The sequence below is a fragment of the Burkholderia sp. BCC0405 genome (assembly GCF_902833075.1).
GTDB lineage: Bacteria > Pseudomonadota > Gammaproteobacteria > Burkholderiales > Burkholderiaceae > Burkholderia.
Map to the genome: position 1 here is coordinate 72,181 of NZ_CADFEO010000005.1, position 15,589 is coordinate 87,769.

A 15,589-nucleotide genomic window follows, 5' to 3' on the forward strand; every position below is an offset into this window, starting at 1 on the left:
CCGCGCGTGCGGCGAGGTCAGATCCGCCCGAGGCCTTCCGAATCGACGATGCGGATCTGCTTGCCTTGCGCGGCGACAAGCCCGTTGCGCTGGAACTTCGACAGCATGCGGCTGACCGTTTCGAGCTTCATCCCGAGGTATTCGCCGATCTCGTCGCGCGTCATCCGCAGCACGAATTCGGCGGCCGAGTAGCCGCGCGCCTTGAAGCGCGTGGAAAGGTTCAGCAGGAACGCGGCGACGCGCTGCTCGGCGGTCATCGTGCCGAGCAGCAGCATCAGTGAGGATTCGCGGACGATTTCGCCGCTCATCATCTGGTACACGTGATGCTGCATCGGCCGCACCTCGCGGCAGATCTGCTCGAGCTGGCCGAACGGAATGATGCAGACGGTACTGTCCTCGAGCGCGATCGCATCGCCGTTGTGGTGGCCGGTGTGCAAGCCGTCGAGCCCGAGCGATTCGCCGACGATCTGGAAGCCGGTGATCTGCTCGTCTCCGTCGCGGTGCATCACGACGGTCTTGAACGACCCGGTTCTCACCGCATAGATGCTGTTGAACGCGTCGCCCGCGCGAAACAGCGTCTCGCCGCGCCTGACGTGCCGCGTCGTGCAGATCATCGCGTCGACCCGCGCGAAATCGTCGGGCGAAAGATCAGGCGGCAGGCAGACCGTGCGCAACGAACACGTCGAACAGCGGGACGCGGCGCGTTTCGGTTGTTCCGCCCGTTCGACGGGATGCAACGGGATGAACGGGCGTAACGGCGTGGCCGGCGAAACATCGGCATGGCTTTGCATGATCGGCTCCAGTACTCCAGTACATTGGGGACAGCGGCGGGCCGCCGTGGGCGGGGTCGCGCTGGTGATAACGCCGGCGGCCCTGGTGCAAGCCGCCCTCATCGGAAAAGCCGCGCCGGACGAAAAGGGAGACCTGTCCCGGCGGCGATTGCCGCCGTTGCTTCGCCAGGCGCGCGCTTGTTTTTCTTGATCTGGAGTATGGATGTTGCGCGGCGTCAAGGAAATCAGCAGGCATTGAAGATGCAGTAGGTCACGCGGAAGCGCTGTAGGCGGTTTCCTACACGGGTGCGGCATTCTGTCCGGGGCGACGCGAGGGCGCGGCGGTCGTGCGCCGGAGCCGCGTCAGAGTTCGTCCGGATCCTCGAACAGCTTGTGGCGCATCGCATAGCGCACGAGCGCGGTTTCGTTCGGCATCTGCATTTTCTCGAGAATCCGCGTCTTGTAGGTGCTGACCGTCTTGACGCTGACGCAGAGCGCCTCCGCGATCTCGGAAATCGACTCGCCGGTGGTGACCCGCCGGAACACCTCGAATTCACGGTCGGACAGCCGCTGGTGCGGCAGGAGATCGGTCGGCTCGTTCAGGCTCTGCGCAAACTGTTCGGCCATCGTCAGGCTGACGTAGACGCCGCCGGCCGCGATCTTGGTCAGCGCCGCGACCAGCTCGGCGCTGGCGCTTTCCTTGGTCATGTAGCCGGATGCGCCGGCGCGGAACGCGCGCACCGCGTATTGCTGCTCGGCGTGCATCGTGAGCACGAGAATATGCAATGCCGGTTTCTCGTCCTTGATCTGCTTGATGAGTTCGACGCCGTTCCGGCCGGGCATCGACAGGTCGAGCACCAGCACATTCGCGGCCGTGTCACGCACGAGCGCGATCGTGGACGCGCTGTCGCGCGCTTCGCCCGCGACTTCGAACCCGCTCGCGCTCTGCAGGATGTGCCGCAGGCCGTCCCTGACGAGGGCGTGGTCGTCGGCGATGAGTACCCGGATCATGACAGCCCATCTCCTTGCTGGATGGCGTGAAGCGGCAACGCGACGGTAATCGTGAATCCCGTTCCCGGCCGGTTGTCGATCGTCACCGTGCCGTCGAGCATGTGTGCGCGCTCGCGGATGCCGATCAGGCCGAACGACGGCGGATCGCGCGCGTCGCGCGCGCTCTCCGGGGCGCCGTGACCGTTGTCCGCGATGCGCAGCATGCAGTAGCCGTCCTCCACTTTCAGCGCGAGCTTCACGTGCGTCGCGTCGGCGTGCCGCGCGACGTTGGTGAGCGCTTCCTGCACGATGCGGAACAGCGTGGTGGCCCCCGCGCTGGTGAACGCGGTATCGGCGGGGGCGATGTCCCGGTCGACCGTGATCCTGTAGCGATGCGTGAAATCGTTGACCAGCCACTCGATCGCCGGGATGAGGCCGAGGTCGTCGAGCATCACCGGCCGCAGATCGGCCGCGATGCGCCGAACCGACGCGACGGTCGAGTCGATCAGGCGATGCATGCCGCCCAACTGCTCGCGCACGCCGGTGTGGGGGGCGACGACGCCCGCGAGCCCCAGCTCGACGGCGGAGAGATCCATCTTGAGCGCGGTGAGTTGCTGGCCGAGGTCGTCGTGCAGTTCACGCGCAATCCGGGTTTTTTCTTCCTCCCGCACGTTCTGCAGGTTGGCGGACAGGTCGCGCAGTTCCTCGCGCGACTGCTTGAGGGCATTCTCCGCCCGGACCCGCTCGGTGACGTCGCGCAGCATGACCGTGTAAAGCTTGCCCGCGCCGTCGCGAATCTGCGATATCGACGCCTCGATCGGAAACTCCGAGCCGTCGCCGCGCAGGCCGAACAGCACGCGTTGCCGCCCCATCAGGCGCTCCGACACGCCCGTCACGCCGAACTGTTCGACGTGCCGGGCGTGCGCGGCGCGGAAGCGCTCGGGAATGAAGCGGGAGAGCGGCGCGCCGATCGCCTCCATCGCGGAGACGCCGAACACGCGTTCCGCGGCCGGATTGAAGATCACGATCGTCTGGCTTTCGTCGACGGTGATGATGGCTTCCATCGATGACCGGATGATGGCCATCATCCGATCGTCGGTCGGTGGGCCGTCGCCGGCGGGTACGGCTGCTGGCATGCGCCTGGCGGCGGCCGTCCGCACGAGGGCGGCCAGGATCAGCGACAGCGCGATGCCGGCCGCCCGCACGGCCGTCGCGGCGCCGGCCGTGTCGGCGCGCGGCGCACTGTAGTGCAGCGAGAGCGGGGTGCCGCCGAACGTCAGCGAATCCGTTCGCGTGAGCAGGTCGCGGGCGGAGCTGCCGTCGTCGCCGCCGAAGCCGCCGGAATAGACGGGCGCCGCCGGGTTGTCGGCCGTGATGTCCATGCGCAGCCGATCCAGCACCGACGGGTCGACGAGACGCTCCGGATCGAGCGCCGCATAGACGTATCCGCTCGCCCGCGCATGCGGGGGCCCGGACGATGCGCCGTCTTCAGCGTTCGCATCAATCGGCAGATACAGCGTCAGCGCCGTGCGGGCAGTCGGTGCGTCGGCGCTGTCCTGGATCGCGTTCGCGGCCAGCGCGACCTTGCCGGTCTCGGCCGCTCGTTGCAGCGCCCGCCGGGTCGCCTGGTTGTCGTCGGCGACGCTCGGCTCGATTCTTCCGAGGCTGCGCACGGGTGACTGCAAACCGTCCAGATCGAGACTGGCAAGGTAGCGGCGCCACGCGTCGCCGGATTGAGGCACGGCCAGCGCCGTCGCGAAGCCACGCGCACCGCGCAACACGGCAGCGGCGCCGAGGAGGCTGCGCCGGAGGTCGGCTGTCGCGAGCGTCGCCGAACGCACGAAGCGTGCCTGGGCGGCTTCCTGCGCCTGGTTCTGCAGCAGCCGGGCGCCGGCCAATGACGCTGCCAGGCCGAGCGCCAGCGCGAGCAGCGCGGCCAGGGTCGCGTATCGCGCGGGTCGAATCCTGCGCTGAGCCGGCCCGGCCTTGAAGGCGGGCGCATTGACTGTCATGACCGTTCATCCTGACGGATTTCGCCGGCGGCTGGCGGGCGTCTGGCCGGACGCGAGGCACGAAATGTGGGGCGGGCCGAAGTTGCGATGTCGCCCGAAATTGTGCGCGTTTTGTCTGTATTCGCCAATCGGGACCGATGCGTACGCCTGCGGCCGGGCGGGCTTGACCGGCGTCAACCGGATCACGCCCGCCGGGCCCAGACTGGTGTGGCATTCCAGTCAACACCGGACGCCACCAGGGAGGCACCATGTATGCAAGGATCTTTGCGGCGCTCGACGGCAGCCGCAGTTCGCGGCTCGCGCTCGACGAGGCGATCGCGCTCGCCCGCGCTTCGGGGGGCCTGATCGTCGCCGTGTGCGTGGTATCGGACGCGCCAAGAGTGGCCGACTTCGACAGCGGCTATATCGACCGGCGCGACCCGACGGGGCTGGATGCGGACAAGGCCGCGATCGCGGTGGCGGATGCGGAGAGCGCGTTTCGCCTGTGCGGCGTCCGCGGCACCGCGCACACGATCGACGCGTGCGGCGAGGACGTGTCGTCCGTGCTGGCGCGAGCCGCCGCCGAATGCGACGCGGACCTGATCGTGATGGGGACGCACGGTCGCCGCGGCGTGCGCCGCGCGGTGCTCGGCAGCGTCGCCGAATCGCTGGTGCGCAGCGCCGACCGGCCGGTGCTGGTCGTGCGGGAGGGGCAGGGCGCGTGCGCGGCCGTGTTGTGACCGGAGAGGGCAGCCGCGGGCGGCTGCCCCGCCGTCATGCGTGCGGCGTCAGTGCGACAGCAGCACCGGCACCGTCATCGTCTCGAGGATCGTGCGCGTCGCGCCGCCCAGCACGCGTTCGTGCATGCGCGCATGGCTGTACAGGCCCATCACGAGGAGGTCCGCATGCAGGTCGGTCGCCCGGTTCAGCAGCGTCGCGCCGACGCCGACCGACCGGTCGCGCGGCGTCGTCGAGAACGACGCGCGAACGCCGTGCCGCTCGAGATACGCGGCGACGTCGACGCCCGCCGGCGTCTGGTCGGGGTCGGGTTGGCCGCGCACGACCGTCTCGACGTTGACGAAGCGCGCGCGGGCGAGCAGCGGCAGCGCATCGGCCATCGCGCGGGCGGCTTCGCGCCCGCCGTCCCAGCCGATCAGCACGTTCTCGCCGATCGTTCGCACGTCGCCCGCATAGGGCACGACGAGCGCCGGACGGCCGCTGCCCATCACGAGATCCTCGATGAAATGGCGCGCCACGTAGGTCATGCGATCGTCGGGGTCTTCCTGGCCGAGCACCAGCAGATCGGCGTGACGTGCGTGCAGGATGGCGACTGTCGTCGCGTCGCCGGCCGGCGCCTGCCATTCGACGCTGCGTCCCGCGCGCTCGGCGGCCATCAGGAAGGTCTCCTCGGCTTCCTTGCGCCGCTGTTCGCACAGCCGCTCGTAGACGGCCAGCTTGAGCGGCTCGTCGGGCCGCCGCAACGGCTCGAAGAGATCCTGGCAGACCACGTAGAGGCCGATCAAATGCGCGTTCCAGCGTCCCGCCAGTTCGAGCGCGAGGTCGACGCGCGTCGCGCAGCGTTCGCTGTCGTCGAGGTGGACAAGCAGGGTCTTGTAGCTCATGACGGCTCCTTTTCGGTTGATGCCGCGACGGTCTCGGCAGGTTGTCCGGACGGGCAGCTCGCGGGAATCATCAGCACCGGGCACGTGGCCAGACGCAGCACGCGCTCGGCCACGCTGCCGAGGAACAGGCGCTGAGCGCCGCGCCGTCCATGCGTGCCCATCACGATCAGGTCGGCCTCGATTTCATTGGCAAGACTGACGATCCGGTGCGGGATGTCTTCGCCCGCCGGCTCGACGTTGGCGATCTGCGGCGTGCCGGCCACGTCGCGGGCCTTCATGCGGCGCGCTGCGTCGTCGGTGACGCGCAGCCCTTCTTCCCGGAACGCATCGATCAGGATCGACGGATCGTAGCCGACCATGTCGTAGGCGGGCACCAGGAAATCGACGACGTAGACGGGGGTCAGCCGCGCACCCGTTTCCGACGCGAGGCCCAGCGCGGCGTCGAGTGCGCGGGACGACGTGTCGCTGCCGTCGAGCGAAACCAGAATGTTCGAGTACATGGCGTTTCCCTTGAACGGAGGCGGATGACATCATCATCGGCGCGCGCGCGCCGATCGCGCTGATCTGGATCAAGCGTCGCGGTTGCCGCGCAGCACGCCGATCGCGGCGCACGCGGCGATCCACGCTTCGTTGGTCGGCTCGACGACCACCGTGACCGCGCTCGAGGCGGACGACACGACCTGCGCATGGTCCGCGTTCGCGCGCGCATCGATATCGATGCCGAGCCAGCCGAGCGATGCGCAGATCCGTTCACGCAACACGGCCGAGTGCTCGCCGATGCCGGCGGTGAAGACCAGCATGTCGAGGCCGCCCAGCAGCGCGGTGAGCGCGCCGGCTTCGCGCACGATGCGGTGGACGTAGAGTGTCAGCGCATCGCCGGCCAATGCGTCGCCGGCGGCTTCGCACGCCAGCAGCACACGCGGATCGCCGGACGCGCCCGACACGCCCTTGAGGCCCGACTCGTGATACAGCAGATGGCCCAGCGCATCGCCGGACAGCTTGCCGATCTCGAGCAGGTGCAGGACGACGCCGGGGTCGAGCGTGCCGCAGCGCGTGCTCATCATCAGCCCGTCGAGCGCCGAGAAGCCCATGGTCGTCGCAACGCTGCGGCAGTCGCGCATCGCGCACAGGCTGGCGCCGCTGCCGAGATGGGCGGCGATCACGCGGCCGTGCGCACGCGCGCCGAACCGCTCGTCGAGCGCGATGGCCAGGTATTCGTACGACAGACCATGGAACCCGTAGCGACGCACCCCCCGGTCGAACCATGCATGCGGCAACGGCAGCAATTGCTCGGCGCGTGGCAGCGTGCGATGAAACGCGGTATCGAACACGGCGACCTGCGGCACGTCGGGAAACGCGTCGCGCAGCACGTCGATCGCATCGAGGCTGTGCGGTTGATGCAGCGGCGCGAGCGGCGTCAGCGTGCGAAGCGCGGCGAGCACCGCGTCGTCGACGACGACCGGGTCGGCATACCGGGCGCCGCCGTGCACGACACGATGGGCGATCGCGCCCAGCGCGACATGCGGCAGTTGCACGCGGATCCACATCGCGATCCGCGCGAGCACGGCGCGGTACGGATCGCCCGCGTGCAGCGGCAGCGTGCCGCCCGGGGCGGCGTCGAAGCGGATCGACACGCTGTTGCCGGTTGCGGCCGCTTCCCCCTCGTGCAGCGGCCGCCGTGCGGGATCGCCGTGCGGCGGATACGCGAAGACCGCGAACTTCACGCTCGACGAACCGGCATTGACGGCGAGCAGCGCGAGCGTGCGCATCGGCCGGCTCAGTGCGACATCAGCACCGGGAGCGTCATCGACGCGAGCACCGTGCGGGTGGCGCCGCCCATCACCAGCTCGCGCCAGCGCGGATGGCCGTACGCGCCCATCACGAGCAGGTCCGAACCCGTTTCGTATGCGCGCGACAGCAGCGTGTCGCCGATCGACGCGCCGGTGCCGGTATCGATGTCGAGCACGTTCACGTCGCGCGCATGGCGCGCCAGCATCAACGCGGCATCGGCGGCCGGAATGCGCGTGGTCGCCGCTTCGGAATTGCCGTCGACCACGGCGACGACGGTCGTGCGCTTCGCATGCTCGAGGAAGGGCAGCGCATCGTGTGCGGCACGGGCGGCTTCGCGGCTGCCGTCCCACGCGACGAACACCCGTTCGCCGATCGACGGGAATTCTCCGGTGTACGGCCAGAACAGCACCGGGCGGCCGGCGGACAGGACGAGGTTCTCCGCGAACTGGTCGTCGATGTAGGTTTCGGGATCGTTCGGGTCGCTCTGGCCTGCAATCACGAGGTCGGCAAGACGGGCGGCGCGCGGCACGGCGACATTCGCGCGTTCGTCTGCACGAACCCAGGCCGCCGGCACTTTCGCGCGGGCAGCCTCCGCATGGAACAGGCGCTCCAGCGCGGCGAGCCGTTCGTCGCGCTGTTCGCGGCGTTCGCGGAAATAGTCGGCGGAGCCGGCCATCACGTAGAACGAATGCGGCTCCGGCGTGTAGACCGCGAACAGCCCGGTGAGATGCGCACCGAAGCGCCGGGCGAGACGCAACGCGAACTCGAGGCGCGAATGCGCGCGGTCGCTCGTGTCGAGATGCACGACTAGGCTCTTGTAGCTCATCGGAATCGCTCCATCGACGGGTGATCCGCCAGTGCAATCCAGTCTACGAAGCAGGGTTTCCGCGAGCTTGACTCAGATCAACGGGCGCCATGCGCCGCGGCCGCACAGTGAAGCGGTCGCGATGCCGATGCCGGGCAGGCGGCATGACACGGATGCCAACCCATTGACCGGATCGAAGGAGGGAAGACGATGAGCCCCCACGCTTTGACGACACCGAACGACGCTTGCCGCGCGGGCTGCGATCTTGCCTTGCGCATGGCCGCGCTGACCCGCGGCTGGCAGCAGGAATGGCTCGCGCTGGCCGGGCGGCGTATCGAGCGCGACCGCGACGCGGTGCGCGACCTGCAGCAGGCGCTCACGGCGACGCACGAATGGACGGCCTTCGGCGAAGCGGCGCGGCAGGTGACGCGCGACTACACGATCGCCACCGTCGCGATCTGGCAGGACGCCACCGAGCTGTGCATGCGCGGGCAGTTCGAGAGCGCGAGTGCCTGGCGCACGTGGCTGCGCGATTACGGCGCCGGCACGCTGGCGCGCTGCCAGACCGACTGGTGGCCCGATCTGGGGCGGCTCGCCGTGGTCAACGAGGCGAGCATGCCGTGGCGCGACTGGATGGCCGCGTTCGAGCTCGGCATCACCGAAGCCGTCGATGCGGGCGGCGGGGCCGCGGCCGTCCGGTGTCTCGACGGCAGCCACGCCGCGCAGGAGCACGATCATGCGCGCTGAACGGGTTGCATTCGTCACCGGCGGGATGGGCGGCCTCGGCGCCGCGATCAGCCGCCGCCTGCACGAGGCAGGCATGACCGTGGCGGTGTCGCACACCGAACGCAACGACCACGTCGCGACGTGGCTCACGCAAGAACGCGACGCGGGCCGCACGTTTCGTGCGTACGAGGTCGACGTGGCCGACTACGACTCGTGCCAGCACTGCGCGGCACGCGTGCTGGCCGAATTCGGGCGCGTCGACGTGCTCGTCAACAACGCCGGCATCACGCACGACGCCACCTTCGTGAAGATGACCAAGGGCATGTGGGATGCGGTGCTGCGCACCAATCTCGACGGCCTGTTCAACATGACGAAGCCGTTCGTGCCCGGCATGATCGACGCCGGCTTCGGGCGGATCGTGAACATCGGGTCCGTGAACGGGGAGCGCGGGGCGTACGGGCAGGCGAACTACGCGGCCGCGAAAGCCGGCATCCACGGCTTCACGAAGTCGCTGGCGCTCGAGCTCGCGCGGCACGGCATCACGGTCAACACGGTGGCGCCCGGCTACCTCGCCACCGCGATGCTCGAGTCGGTGCCGAAGGAGGTGCTCGACACGAAGATCCTGCCGCAGATTCCGGCCGGCCGCCTCGGCGATCCCGACGAAATCGCCGCGCTCGTCGCCTTCCTGTGTTCCGATGCGGGCGCCTTCGCGACCGGTGCGGAATTCGACGTCAACGGCGGCATGTACATGCGATGAAAGCGTCTGTCATCCGTGCGCCGCTTGCGGGCGATTCGAGGCCGCCGCCGGATCGGGACGGGCAGCAGACCGGCGCCTGCGAAGGCGCGGCAACCGCGGCGACGCCCGCCGAACGATGGAACCGCGCCGCGCATGCGAACGTTGCCGCGATGACCTTCGGGCTGTCGCCCGTGTCGCTGGCGCTGGCCATGCTCGATTGGGGCGCGCATCTGGCGGTGTCGCCGGGCAAGTGCTTCGAACTCGCGACGCAGGCGTGGCTGGCGCCCGCGCCCGCGGCGGCGGAGCAAGCCGCGGCGGACGACGCCGGCGCGGACGGCCTGGCCGTGCATGCGGGGGGCGCCGATCCGCGTTTCGCCGCGCCGGCGTGGTCGGGCTGGCCGTTTTGCGCGTATCGCGACGCCTTCCTGTCGGTCCAGCGCTGGTGGCGCGACGCGACGCGCGGCGTGCCGGGTGTCGAACGGCACCATGAGGAACTGGTCGGTTTCGTCGCGCGTCAATGGCTCGACGCGTGCTCGCCCGGCAACTTCCTGGCGACCAATCCGGTCGCGCTCGACGCGACGATGCGCAGCGGCGGCGCGAACCTCGCGGCGGGCGCACGGCACTGGCTCGACGATGCGAACGCGTGGCTCGATCGCGCCGGCGGCCAGCGCGGCCGCGACGTGCGTGCGTACCTGCCCGGGCGCGACGTGGCCGTCACGCCGGGCCGGGTCGTGTGGCGCAACGCATTGTGCGAGCTGCTGCAATACGACCCGACGACGCCGCGCGTCGCGCGCGAGCCGATCCTGGTCGTGCCGTCGTGGATCATGAAGTACTACATCCTCGACCTGCAGCCGCACGATTCGCTGATCCGTTTCCTGGTCGATGCGGGCTACACCGTGTTTGCGGTGTCGTGGCGCAATCCGGGCGCGGAAGCGCGCGATCTCGGGCTCGACGATTACCTGCGCGACGGGTGCCTGGCGGCGCTCGACGCGGCCCGGTCGATCTGCGGCGAGGCGGTCCACGCGGCCGGCTATTGCCTCGGCGGCACGCTGCTGGCGATCGGCGCGGCGGCGCTCGCGCGCGATGGGCGGCAACACGAGGCGCTGCGATCCGTCACGTTGCTCGCGGCCGAGACCGATTTCAGCGAACCCGGCGAACTCGGCCTGTTCATCGACGCGAGCGAACTGTCCGCACTCGATGCGCTGATGTGGCGGCAGGGCTACCTGGACGGCGCGCAGATGTCCGCCGCGTTCGAACTGCTGAACGCGCGCGACCTGATCTGGTCGCGGATGATGAGCGAATACCTGCTCGGCCGGCGCACGAAGCCGAACGACCTGATGTCGTGGAATGCGGACACCACGCGCATGCCGTACCGGATGCATTCGGAATACCTGACCCGGCTGTTCCTCGACAACGATCTCGCGGCAGGCCGCTACCGCGTCGACGGGCGGCCGGTCGCGCTGTCGGATCTCGACGTGCCGACGTTCGTGGTCGGCACCGAGCGCGATCACGTATCGCCGTGGCGCTCCGTCTACAAGCTCCATCTGCTGACGCACCATGCATTGACCTTCGTGTTGGCGGCGGGCGGCCACAACGCGGGCATCGTGTCGGAACCCGGCCATCCGGGCCGCCACTACCGCTGCGCGACCCGCGAACCCGGCGCGCCGTATCGCAGCCCGCGCGCGTTCGTGCACGACACGCCCGCGGTCGACGGATCGTGGTGGACCTGCTGGCGCGACTGGCTGCGCGCGCGCTCGTCGGGCGACGTGCCGGCCCGCACGCCGGCCGCCGGGCTCGCCGCGGCGCCCGGCGCCTACGTGCTCGAGACATGAACGGGCACCGGCATCCGGATGCGGGCGGCGGCGCGTGCCTGCCCGGCCTGCTGCCGCGCGCGGATGGCGCATGGCCCGCGCTGATCGCGCGCGCCTGCCACGCGCCGCCGCTGGTCGTGGCCGTCGTGCATCCGTGCGACGCAACCAGTCTCGTCGCGCTGGCCGAACTCGGCGCGTCGCCGCTGGGGGCCGCGGTCGAGCCGCTGATCGTCGCGCCGCGCGACAAGGTGCTGCGGGTCGCGCACGACGCGGGCGTCGACCTTTCGCGCTGGACGATCGAGGACGTGCCGCACAGCCATGCGGCGGCGGCCCGCGCGGTCGAACTCGCGGCGGCCGGCCGCGCCGGCGCGCTGATGAAGGGCAGCCTGCATACGGACGAGCTGATGGGCGCCGTCGTCGCCGCCGAATCGGGGCTGCGCACGGACAAGCGCATGTCCCACTGTTTCCTGATCGAGACGCCGGCGTATCCGCGGCCGTTCATCCTGACCGACGCGGCGGTGAACATCGCGCCGGACCTCGCGCAGAAGGCGGCCATCACGCAGAACGCGATCGACGTCGCGCATGCGCTGGGCGTGGCGTGCCCGCGCGTGGCCGTGCTGTGCGCGGTCGAGACCGTCAATCCGGCGATGCGCTCGACGCTCGACGCGGCGGCGCTCGCGAAGATGGCCGAACGCGGCCAGCTCACGGGCGCGATCGTCGACGGCCCGCTCGCGTTCGACAACGCGATCTCGCTGCGGGCGGCGCACGACAAGGGGATCGATTCGCCGGTCGCCGGCCGCGCCGACATCCTGGTCGTGCCCGATATCGAAGCGGGCAACCTGCTCGCGAAGCAGCTCGAATACCTGGGCGGCGCCGTCAGCGCCGGCATCGTCGTGGGCGCGCGCGTGCCGATCGTGCTGACGAGTCGCGCCGACGGCGCGGTCGTCCGGGTCGCGTCCTGCGCGCTCGCGATGGTGCTGGCGCCGGTGCGCGATGCGTCGTAGTCCTGATGAATGAACCTGCCACCCATTCTTTCGATGGAGGAACCGCAATGAAAGCACTCGTCTACCACGGGCCCGGGCGCAAGGCGCTCGAGGAACGGCCCAGGCCGGAACTGCAGTCGCCGACCGACGCGCTCGTGCGCGTCACGCGCACGACGATCTGCGGCACCGACCTGCACATCCTCAAGGGCGACGTGCCGACCTGTGAGCCCGGCCGCATTCTCGGCCACGAAGGGGTCGGGATCGTCGAGCAGGTCGGCGCCGCCGTCGACGCGCTGAAGCCGGGCGACCACGTGCTGATTTCCTGCATCTCGTCGTGCGGCCGCTGTGAATATTGCCGGCGCGGCCTGTATTCGCACTGCGAGACCGGCGGCTGGATCCTCGGAAACCGGATCGACGGCACGCAGGCCGAGTACGTGCGCATTCCGCATGCGCAGACGAGCCTGTACCGGATTCCGCCGGGCGCGGACGAGGAGGCGCTCGTGATGCTGTCGGACATCCTGCCTACCGGGTTCGAATGCGGCGTGCTGAACGGCAAGGTGCAGCCCGGCTGCTCGGTCGCGATCGTCGGCGCGGGCCCGATCGGGCTGGCGGCGCTGCTGACCGCGCAGTTCTATTCGCCCGCGCAGATCATCATGATCGATCCGGACAGCAACCGGCTGGAAGTGGCACGGCGTTTCGGCGCGACCGATTGCCTGGACGGCCGCAGCGGGGACCCGGTGGCGGAAGCGATGAAGCTGACCGGCGGCGTCGGCGTGGATTGCGCGATCGAGGCGGTCGGGATTCCGGCGACGTTCGAGATGTGTACGTCACTGGTGGCGCCGGGCGGCGTGGTCGCGAACGTCGGCGTGCACGGGGTCAAGGCCGACCTGCACCTCGAGAAGCTGTGGGATCGCAACATCTCGATCACGACCCGGCTCGTCGACACGGTCAGCACGCCGATGCTGCTGAAGACCGTGCGCGCCGGGCGCCTCGATCCGAAACGCCTGATCACGCACCGGTTCTCGCTCGACGACGTCGAGCGCGCGTACGACACGTTCGGCCGCGCGGCGCAGACGCAGGCGCTGAAGGTCATCATCGAAGTCGGCTGACGGCCGGGGCGCGTGGCGGGAACCGGCATGCGACGCCGGGTTCCCGCCCCGTCCGGCGGGTCACGCCGTCAGGAGGACAGCGCGGCCGGCTCGCGTGTGTCGCCGGATTCGACCGCATCGAGATCGACGCGCTGCGCGTACACCGGCACCTCGCACGGCCAGTGCAGCCGCTCCGCGATGCGCCGCCGCATCGCATCGGCCGCGGCCGGCTCGCCGTGCGTGACGAAGGTCCGCACGGGCGCGCGCTGCATCGTGCCGAGCCAGCGGAGAATCTCCTCGTAGTCGGCATGCGCGGAGAGCGCCGTGATCGACGCGACCTGCGCGCGCACGCGCACGTACTCGCCGTGAATCTTCAGGGTCGGCTCGTGCGCGGCCAGCGCCGCGCCGCGCGTGCCGGCCGCCTGGTAGCCGACCAGCGCGATCGTGTTGCGCGCATCGGGCGCGTAGCGGCTCAGGTGGTGCAGCACGCGGCCGCCTGTCGCCATCCCGCTGCCGGCGATGATGACCATCGGGCCCTGATGGTCGGCAATCGCCTTCGACTGCTCGACCGAGCGGATCATCGTGGCCGCGTGGCCGAGCGCGTTCGCTTCGGATGGCGTCAGCCGGTGTTCGAGAATATGGTGGCGATAGATCTCGGTCACGTCGGTGGCCATCGGGCTGTCGACGAACACCGGCACGCGCGCCATCCGGCCCGACGCCTTCAGGCGCGCGATGTAGTGCAGGATCTCCTGCGCGCGGCCGACGGTGAAGCAGGGCATCACCACGACGCCGCCACGCGCGAAGGTCTTGTCGAACAGCGCGGCGAGTTCGTTCTCGGGGTCCGATTCCGGATGCAGCCGGTCGCCGTACGTCGATTCGACGACCAGGTAGTCCGCATGCGCGGGCGCCAGCGGCGGCTGCATGATCGGGTCGTGATAGCGGCCGAGATCGCCCGAGAAGGCCAGCACCTTGTGATCCCAGTGCATCACGACGCTCGCCGCGCCGAGAATGTGCCCGGCCGGCAGCAGGCGGAACGCCAGCCCGCCGCCGAGCGGCGTGCATTCGTCGAACGCGACGGGCTTCAGCAGGTGCAGCGCGCGCTGCGCATCGTCCAGCGTGTAGAGCGGCTGCGCGGGATGATGCTTCGAGTAGCCGTGGCGGTTCGCGAACTCGGCTTCTTCCTCCTGCAGCCGCGCGCTGTCGCGCAGCATGATGTCGCAGAGTTCGGCCGTGGCCGCCGTGCAGTACACCGGCCCGCGAAACCCTTCGCGCGCCAGCACCGGAAGATAGCCGGTATGGTCGATATGCGCGTGCGTGAGCACGACCGCGTCGAGCGTGTCGGGCGCGACCGGCAACGGGCTCCAGTTGCGCAGCCGCAGGTTCTTGGTGCCCTGGAACAGGCCGCAATCGACCAGCACGCGCCGGTTGCCGTGCTCGATCAGGTACTTCGAGCCGGTCACGGTTTCGGTCGCGCCGAGAAAAGTCAGTTTCATGGATCGCCTCACGGGAGTGGACGGAGCAGTGAATCGATTACAGCGCGGATCCGCGTGACGCGATTGACGGAAATCAGGGATTGTCGTATCCCTGTTCCGATCGGGCGAGGTTCGCCGTCCGTCCGTTGCGGCTCAGCCTTGACGTCAATCAACGCCCGGGCCCGACGGCGGCCCGATAGTGGTTGCATGCGCGCAGGCGATGCCGTGATCCCGCCGTCCGCGCAGGCCGCGTACGCGCCGTATGCAATACGCAATGTGCAATACGCAATGTGCAATACGCGATACGCAGCGAGATTTCGACGCTTATAGGGACGCACCCATCATGACGCTGATCGCCAATCTGGACGGCGCGCGGACCGGCTACCGGCTGTGCTTCGTCCGCGCGCCCTGGGCGTGGTTCACCTGCCTGCCGCTCGATCTGCAATGCGGCCAAAGCTGGGCCGACGTGCCCTACCAGGACGTCGCGCAACCGCCTTACAGCGATTCGCGCGCGCAATTGCTGCGCGTGGCGTTCGACGCGCCGCGCCTGTTGCCGCCCGAATCCGGCCGGCACGGGCACGACTGGAGCGTCGAGCAGATCGACGACGGCGCGGTGCCGTGGCTGCGCAGCGAGGAATTCGTCGACGCGATGAAGCTGGCCGTGCCGGCGGGGGCGACGCTCGCCGAATTCGTCGAGACGATCGAGGCTGCCGGCGGCACCGTCTACGGCCCGCTCGGCTGGGCCGAGCTGCCGCCGTGGCAGCGGCCCGACGTCGTGACGCACACGCAAACGGGCTGACTTCG

Annotated in this window: 15 protein-coding genes; 7 read left to right on the forward strand and 8 right to left on the reverse strand. The window is 69.6% G+C overall.

The genetic code is table 11. From position 1 onward, the window contains the following. Positions 1–17 precede the first annotated feature (17 nt). The 3 genes from fnr to HWX36_RS09730 form a co-directional block, all read right to left on the reverse strand. Entirely contained in the window at positions 18–791 is a 774-nt protein-coding gene (gene fnr / locus HWX36_RS09720; protein ID WP_175951899.1) for a fumarate/nitrate reduction transcriptional regulator Fnr, read from the reverse strand. 342 nt (positions 792–1,133) lie between these two features. Next, positions 1,134–1,781, reverse strand: coding sequence for a response regulator transcription factor (locus HWX36_RS09725; RefSeq protein WP_175951900.1), 648 nt, complete (start codon positions 1,779–1,781; stop codon positions 1,134–1,136). After that, a complete protein-coding gene (locus HWX36_RS09730; RefSeq protein ID WP_175951901.1) occupies positions 1,778–3,772 on the reverse strand; it encodes a PAS domain-containing sensor histidine kinase in 1,995 nt (664 codons plus the stop codon). The genes HWX36_RS09725 and HWX36_RS09730 overlap by 4 nt, the downstream gene beginning before the upstream one ends. Before the next feature lie 248 nt (positions 3,773–4,020). On the opposite strand from HWX36_RS09730, the gene HWX36_RS09735 reads away from it, so the two are divergent. Next, positions 4,021–4,491, forward strand: coding sequence for a universal stress protein (locus HWX36_RS09735; protein WP_175951902.1), 471 nt, complete (start codon positions 4,021–4,023; stop codon positions 4,489–4,491). A 48-nt stretch (positions 4,492–4,539) separates the two neighbouring features. On the opposite strand, the gene HWX36_RS09740 is transcribed toward HWX36_RS09735, so the two are convergent. From HWX36_RS09740 to HWX36_RS09755, 4 genes are all read right to left on the reverse strand, one after another. After that, positions 4,540–5,373 carry a universal stress protein gene (locus HWX36_RS09740; protein ID WP_175951903.1) on the reverse strand — a complete coding sequence of 278 codons (834 nt, stop codon included), beginning with the start codon at positions 5,371–5,373 and terminating at the stop codon, positions 4,540–4,542. Then, positions 5,370–5,873, reverse strand: coding sequence for a universal stress protein (locus HWX36_RS09745; RefSeq protein WP_175951904.1), 504 nt, complete (start codon positions 5,871–5,873; stop codon positions 5,370–5,372). Before HWX36_RS09745 ends, HWX36_RS09740 begins: the two co-directional genes overlap by 4 nt. Positions 5,874–5,942: 69 nt before the next feature. Next, positions 5,943–7,142: an acetate/propionate family kinase gene (locus tag HWX36_RS09750; protein ID WP_175951905.1), complete on the reverse strand. Its 1,200-nt coding sequence runs from the start codon at positions 7,140–7,142 to the stop codon at positions 5,943–5,945. A gap of 8 nt (positions 7,143–7,150) precedes the next feature. Next, complete coding sequence (locus HWX36_RS09755) at positions 7,151–7,990, reverse strand: universal stress protein (protein WP_175951906.1); 840 nt, start codon at positions 7,988–7,990, stop codon at positions 7,151–7,153. Between the two features lie 189 nt (positions 7,991–8,179). On the opposite strand from HWX36_RS09755, the gene HWX36_RS09760 reads away from it, so the two are divergent. The 5 genes from HWX36_RS09760 to HWX36_RS09780 are packed head-to-tail and all read left to right on the forward strand — an operon-like array spanning position 8,180 to position 13,334. Then, positions 8,180–8,716, forward strand: coding sequence for a hypothetical protein (locus tag HWX36_RS09760; protein ID WP_175951907.1), 537 nt, complete (start codon positions 8,180–8,182; stop codon positions 8,714–8,716). Beyond that, positions 8,706–9,452, forward strand: a complete 747-nt coding sequence (locus tag HWX36_RS09765; protein WP_175951908.1) for a beta-ketoacyl-ACP reductase — start codon at positions 8,706–8,708, stop codon at positions 9,450–9,452. Before HWX36_RS09760 ends, HWX36_RS09765 begins: the two co-directional genes overlap by 11 nt. Further along, a complete protein-coding gene (locus HWX36_RS09770; protein WP_175951909.1) occupies positions 9,449–11,263 on the forward strand; it encodes an alpha/beta fold hydrolase in 1,815 nt (604 codons plus the stop codon). The genes HWX36_RS09765 and HWX36_RS09770 overlap by 4 nt, the downstream gene beginning before the upstream one ends. Further along, the gene (locus tag HWX36_RS09775; RefSeq protein ID WP_175951910.1) at positions 11,260–12,246 is read left to right on the forward strand and encodes a bifunctional enoyl-CoA hydratase/phosphate acetyltransferase; all 987 of its coding nucleotides are present in this window, start codon (positions 11,260–11,262) and stop codon (positions 12,244–12,246) included. The genes HWX36_RS09770 and HWX36_RS09775 overlap by 4 nt, the downstream gene beginning before the upstream one ends. A 47-nt stretch (positions 12,247–12,293) precedes the next feature. Further along, a complete protein-coding gene (locus tag HWX36_RS09780) occupies positions 12,294–13,334 on the forward strand; it encodes a zinc-dependent alcohol dehydrogenase family protein (RefSeq protein WP_175951911.1) in 1,041 nt (346 codons plus the stop codon). Positions 13,335–13,402: 68 nt separating this feature from the next. On the opposite strand, the gene HWX36_RS09785 is transcribed toward HWX36_RS09780, so the two are convergent. Continuing rightward, positions 13,403–14,806, reverse strand: a complete 1,404-nt coding sequence (locus HWX36_RS09785; protein ID WP_175951912.1) for an MBL fold metallo-hydrolase — start codon at positions 14,804–14,806, stop codon at positions 13,403–13,405. Positions 14,807–15,128: 322 nt separating this feature from the next. Between HWX36_RS09785 and HWX36_RS09790 the strand changes: the two genes are divergently transcribed. Next, entirely contained in the window at positions 15,129–15,584 is a 456-nt protein-coding gene (locus HWX36_RS09790) for a hypothetical protein (RefSeq protein ID WP_175951913.1), read from the forward strand. Positions 15,585–15,589 lie beyond the last annotated feature (5 nt).

Coding starts and splice junctions, on each gene's coding strand:
- HWX36_RS09760 (WP_175951907.1), top strand. CDS start 8,180: ATGAGCCCCCACGCTTTGACGACACCGAACGACGCTTGCCGCGCGGGC.
- HWX36_RS09790 (WP_175951913.1), top strand. CDS start 15,129: ATGACGCTGATCGCCAATCTGGACGGCGCGCGGACCGGCTACCGGCTG.
- HWX36_RS09745 (WP_175951904.1), bottom strand. CDS start 5,873: ATGTACTCGAACATTCTGGTTTCGCTCGACGGCAGCGACACGTCGTCC.
- HWX36_RS09780 (WP_175951911.1), top strand. CDS start 12,294: ATGAAAGCACTCGTCTACCACGGGCCCGGGCGCAAGGCGCTCGAGGAA.
- HWX36_RS09725 (WP_175951900.1), bottom strand. CDS start 1,781: ATGATCCGGGTACTCATCGCCGACGACCACGCCCTCGTCAGGGACGGC.
- HWX36_RS09730 (WP_175951901.1), bottom strand. CDS start 3,772: ATGACAGTCAATGCGCCCGCCTTCAAGGCCGGGCCGGCTCAGCGCAGG.
- HWX36_RS09775 (WP_175951910.1), top strand. CDS start 11,260: ATGAACGGGCACCGGCATCCGGATGCGGGCGGCGGCGCGTGCCTGCCC.
- HWX36_RS09785 (WP_175951912.1), bottom strand. CDS start 14,806: ATGAAACTGACTTTTCTCGGCGCGACCGAAACCGTGACCGGCTCGAAG.
- HWX36_RS09765 (WP_175951908.1), top strand. CDS start 8,706: ATGCGCGCTGAACGGGTTGCATTCGTCACCGGCGGGATGGGCGGCCTC.
- HWX36_RS09735 (WP_175951902.1), top strand. CDS start 4,021: ATGTATGCAAGGATCTTTGCGGCGCTCGACGGCAGCCGCAGTTCGCGG.
- HWX36_RS09755 (WP_175951906.1), bottom strand. CDS start 7,990: ATGAGCTACAAGAGCCTAGTCGTGCATCTCGACACGAGCGACCGCGCG.
- HWX36_RS09750 (WP_175951905.1), bottom strand. CDS start 7,142: ATGCGCACGCTCGCGCTGCTCGCCGTCAATGCCGGTTCGTCGAGCGTG.
- HWX36_RS09740 (WP_175951903.1), bottom strand. CDS start 5,373: ATGAGCTACAAGACCCTGCTTGTCCACCTCGACGACAGCGAACGCTGC.
- fnr (WP_175951899.1), bottom strand. CDS start 791: ATGCAAAGCCATGCCGATGTTTCGCCGGCCACGCCGTTACGCCCGTTC.
- HWX36_RS09770 (WP_175951909.1), top strand. CDS start 9,449: ATGAAAGCGTCTGTCATCCGTGCGCCGCTTGCGGGCGATTCGAGGCCG.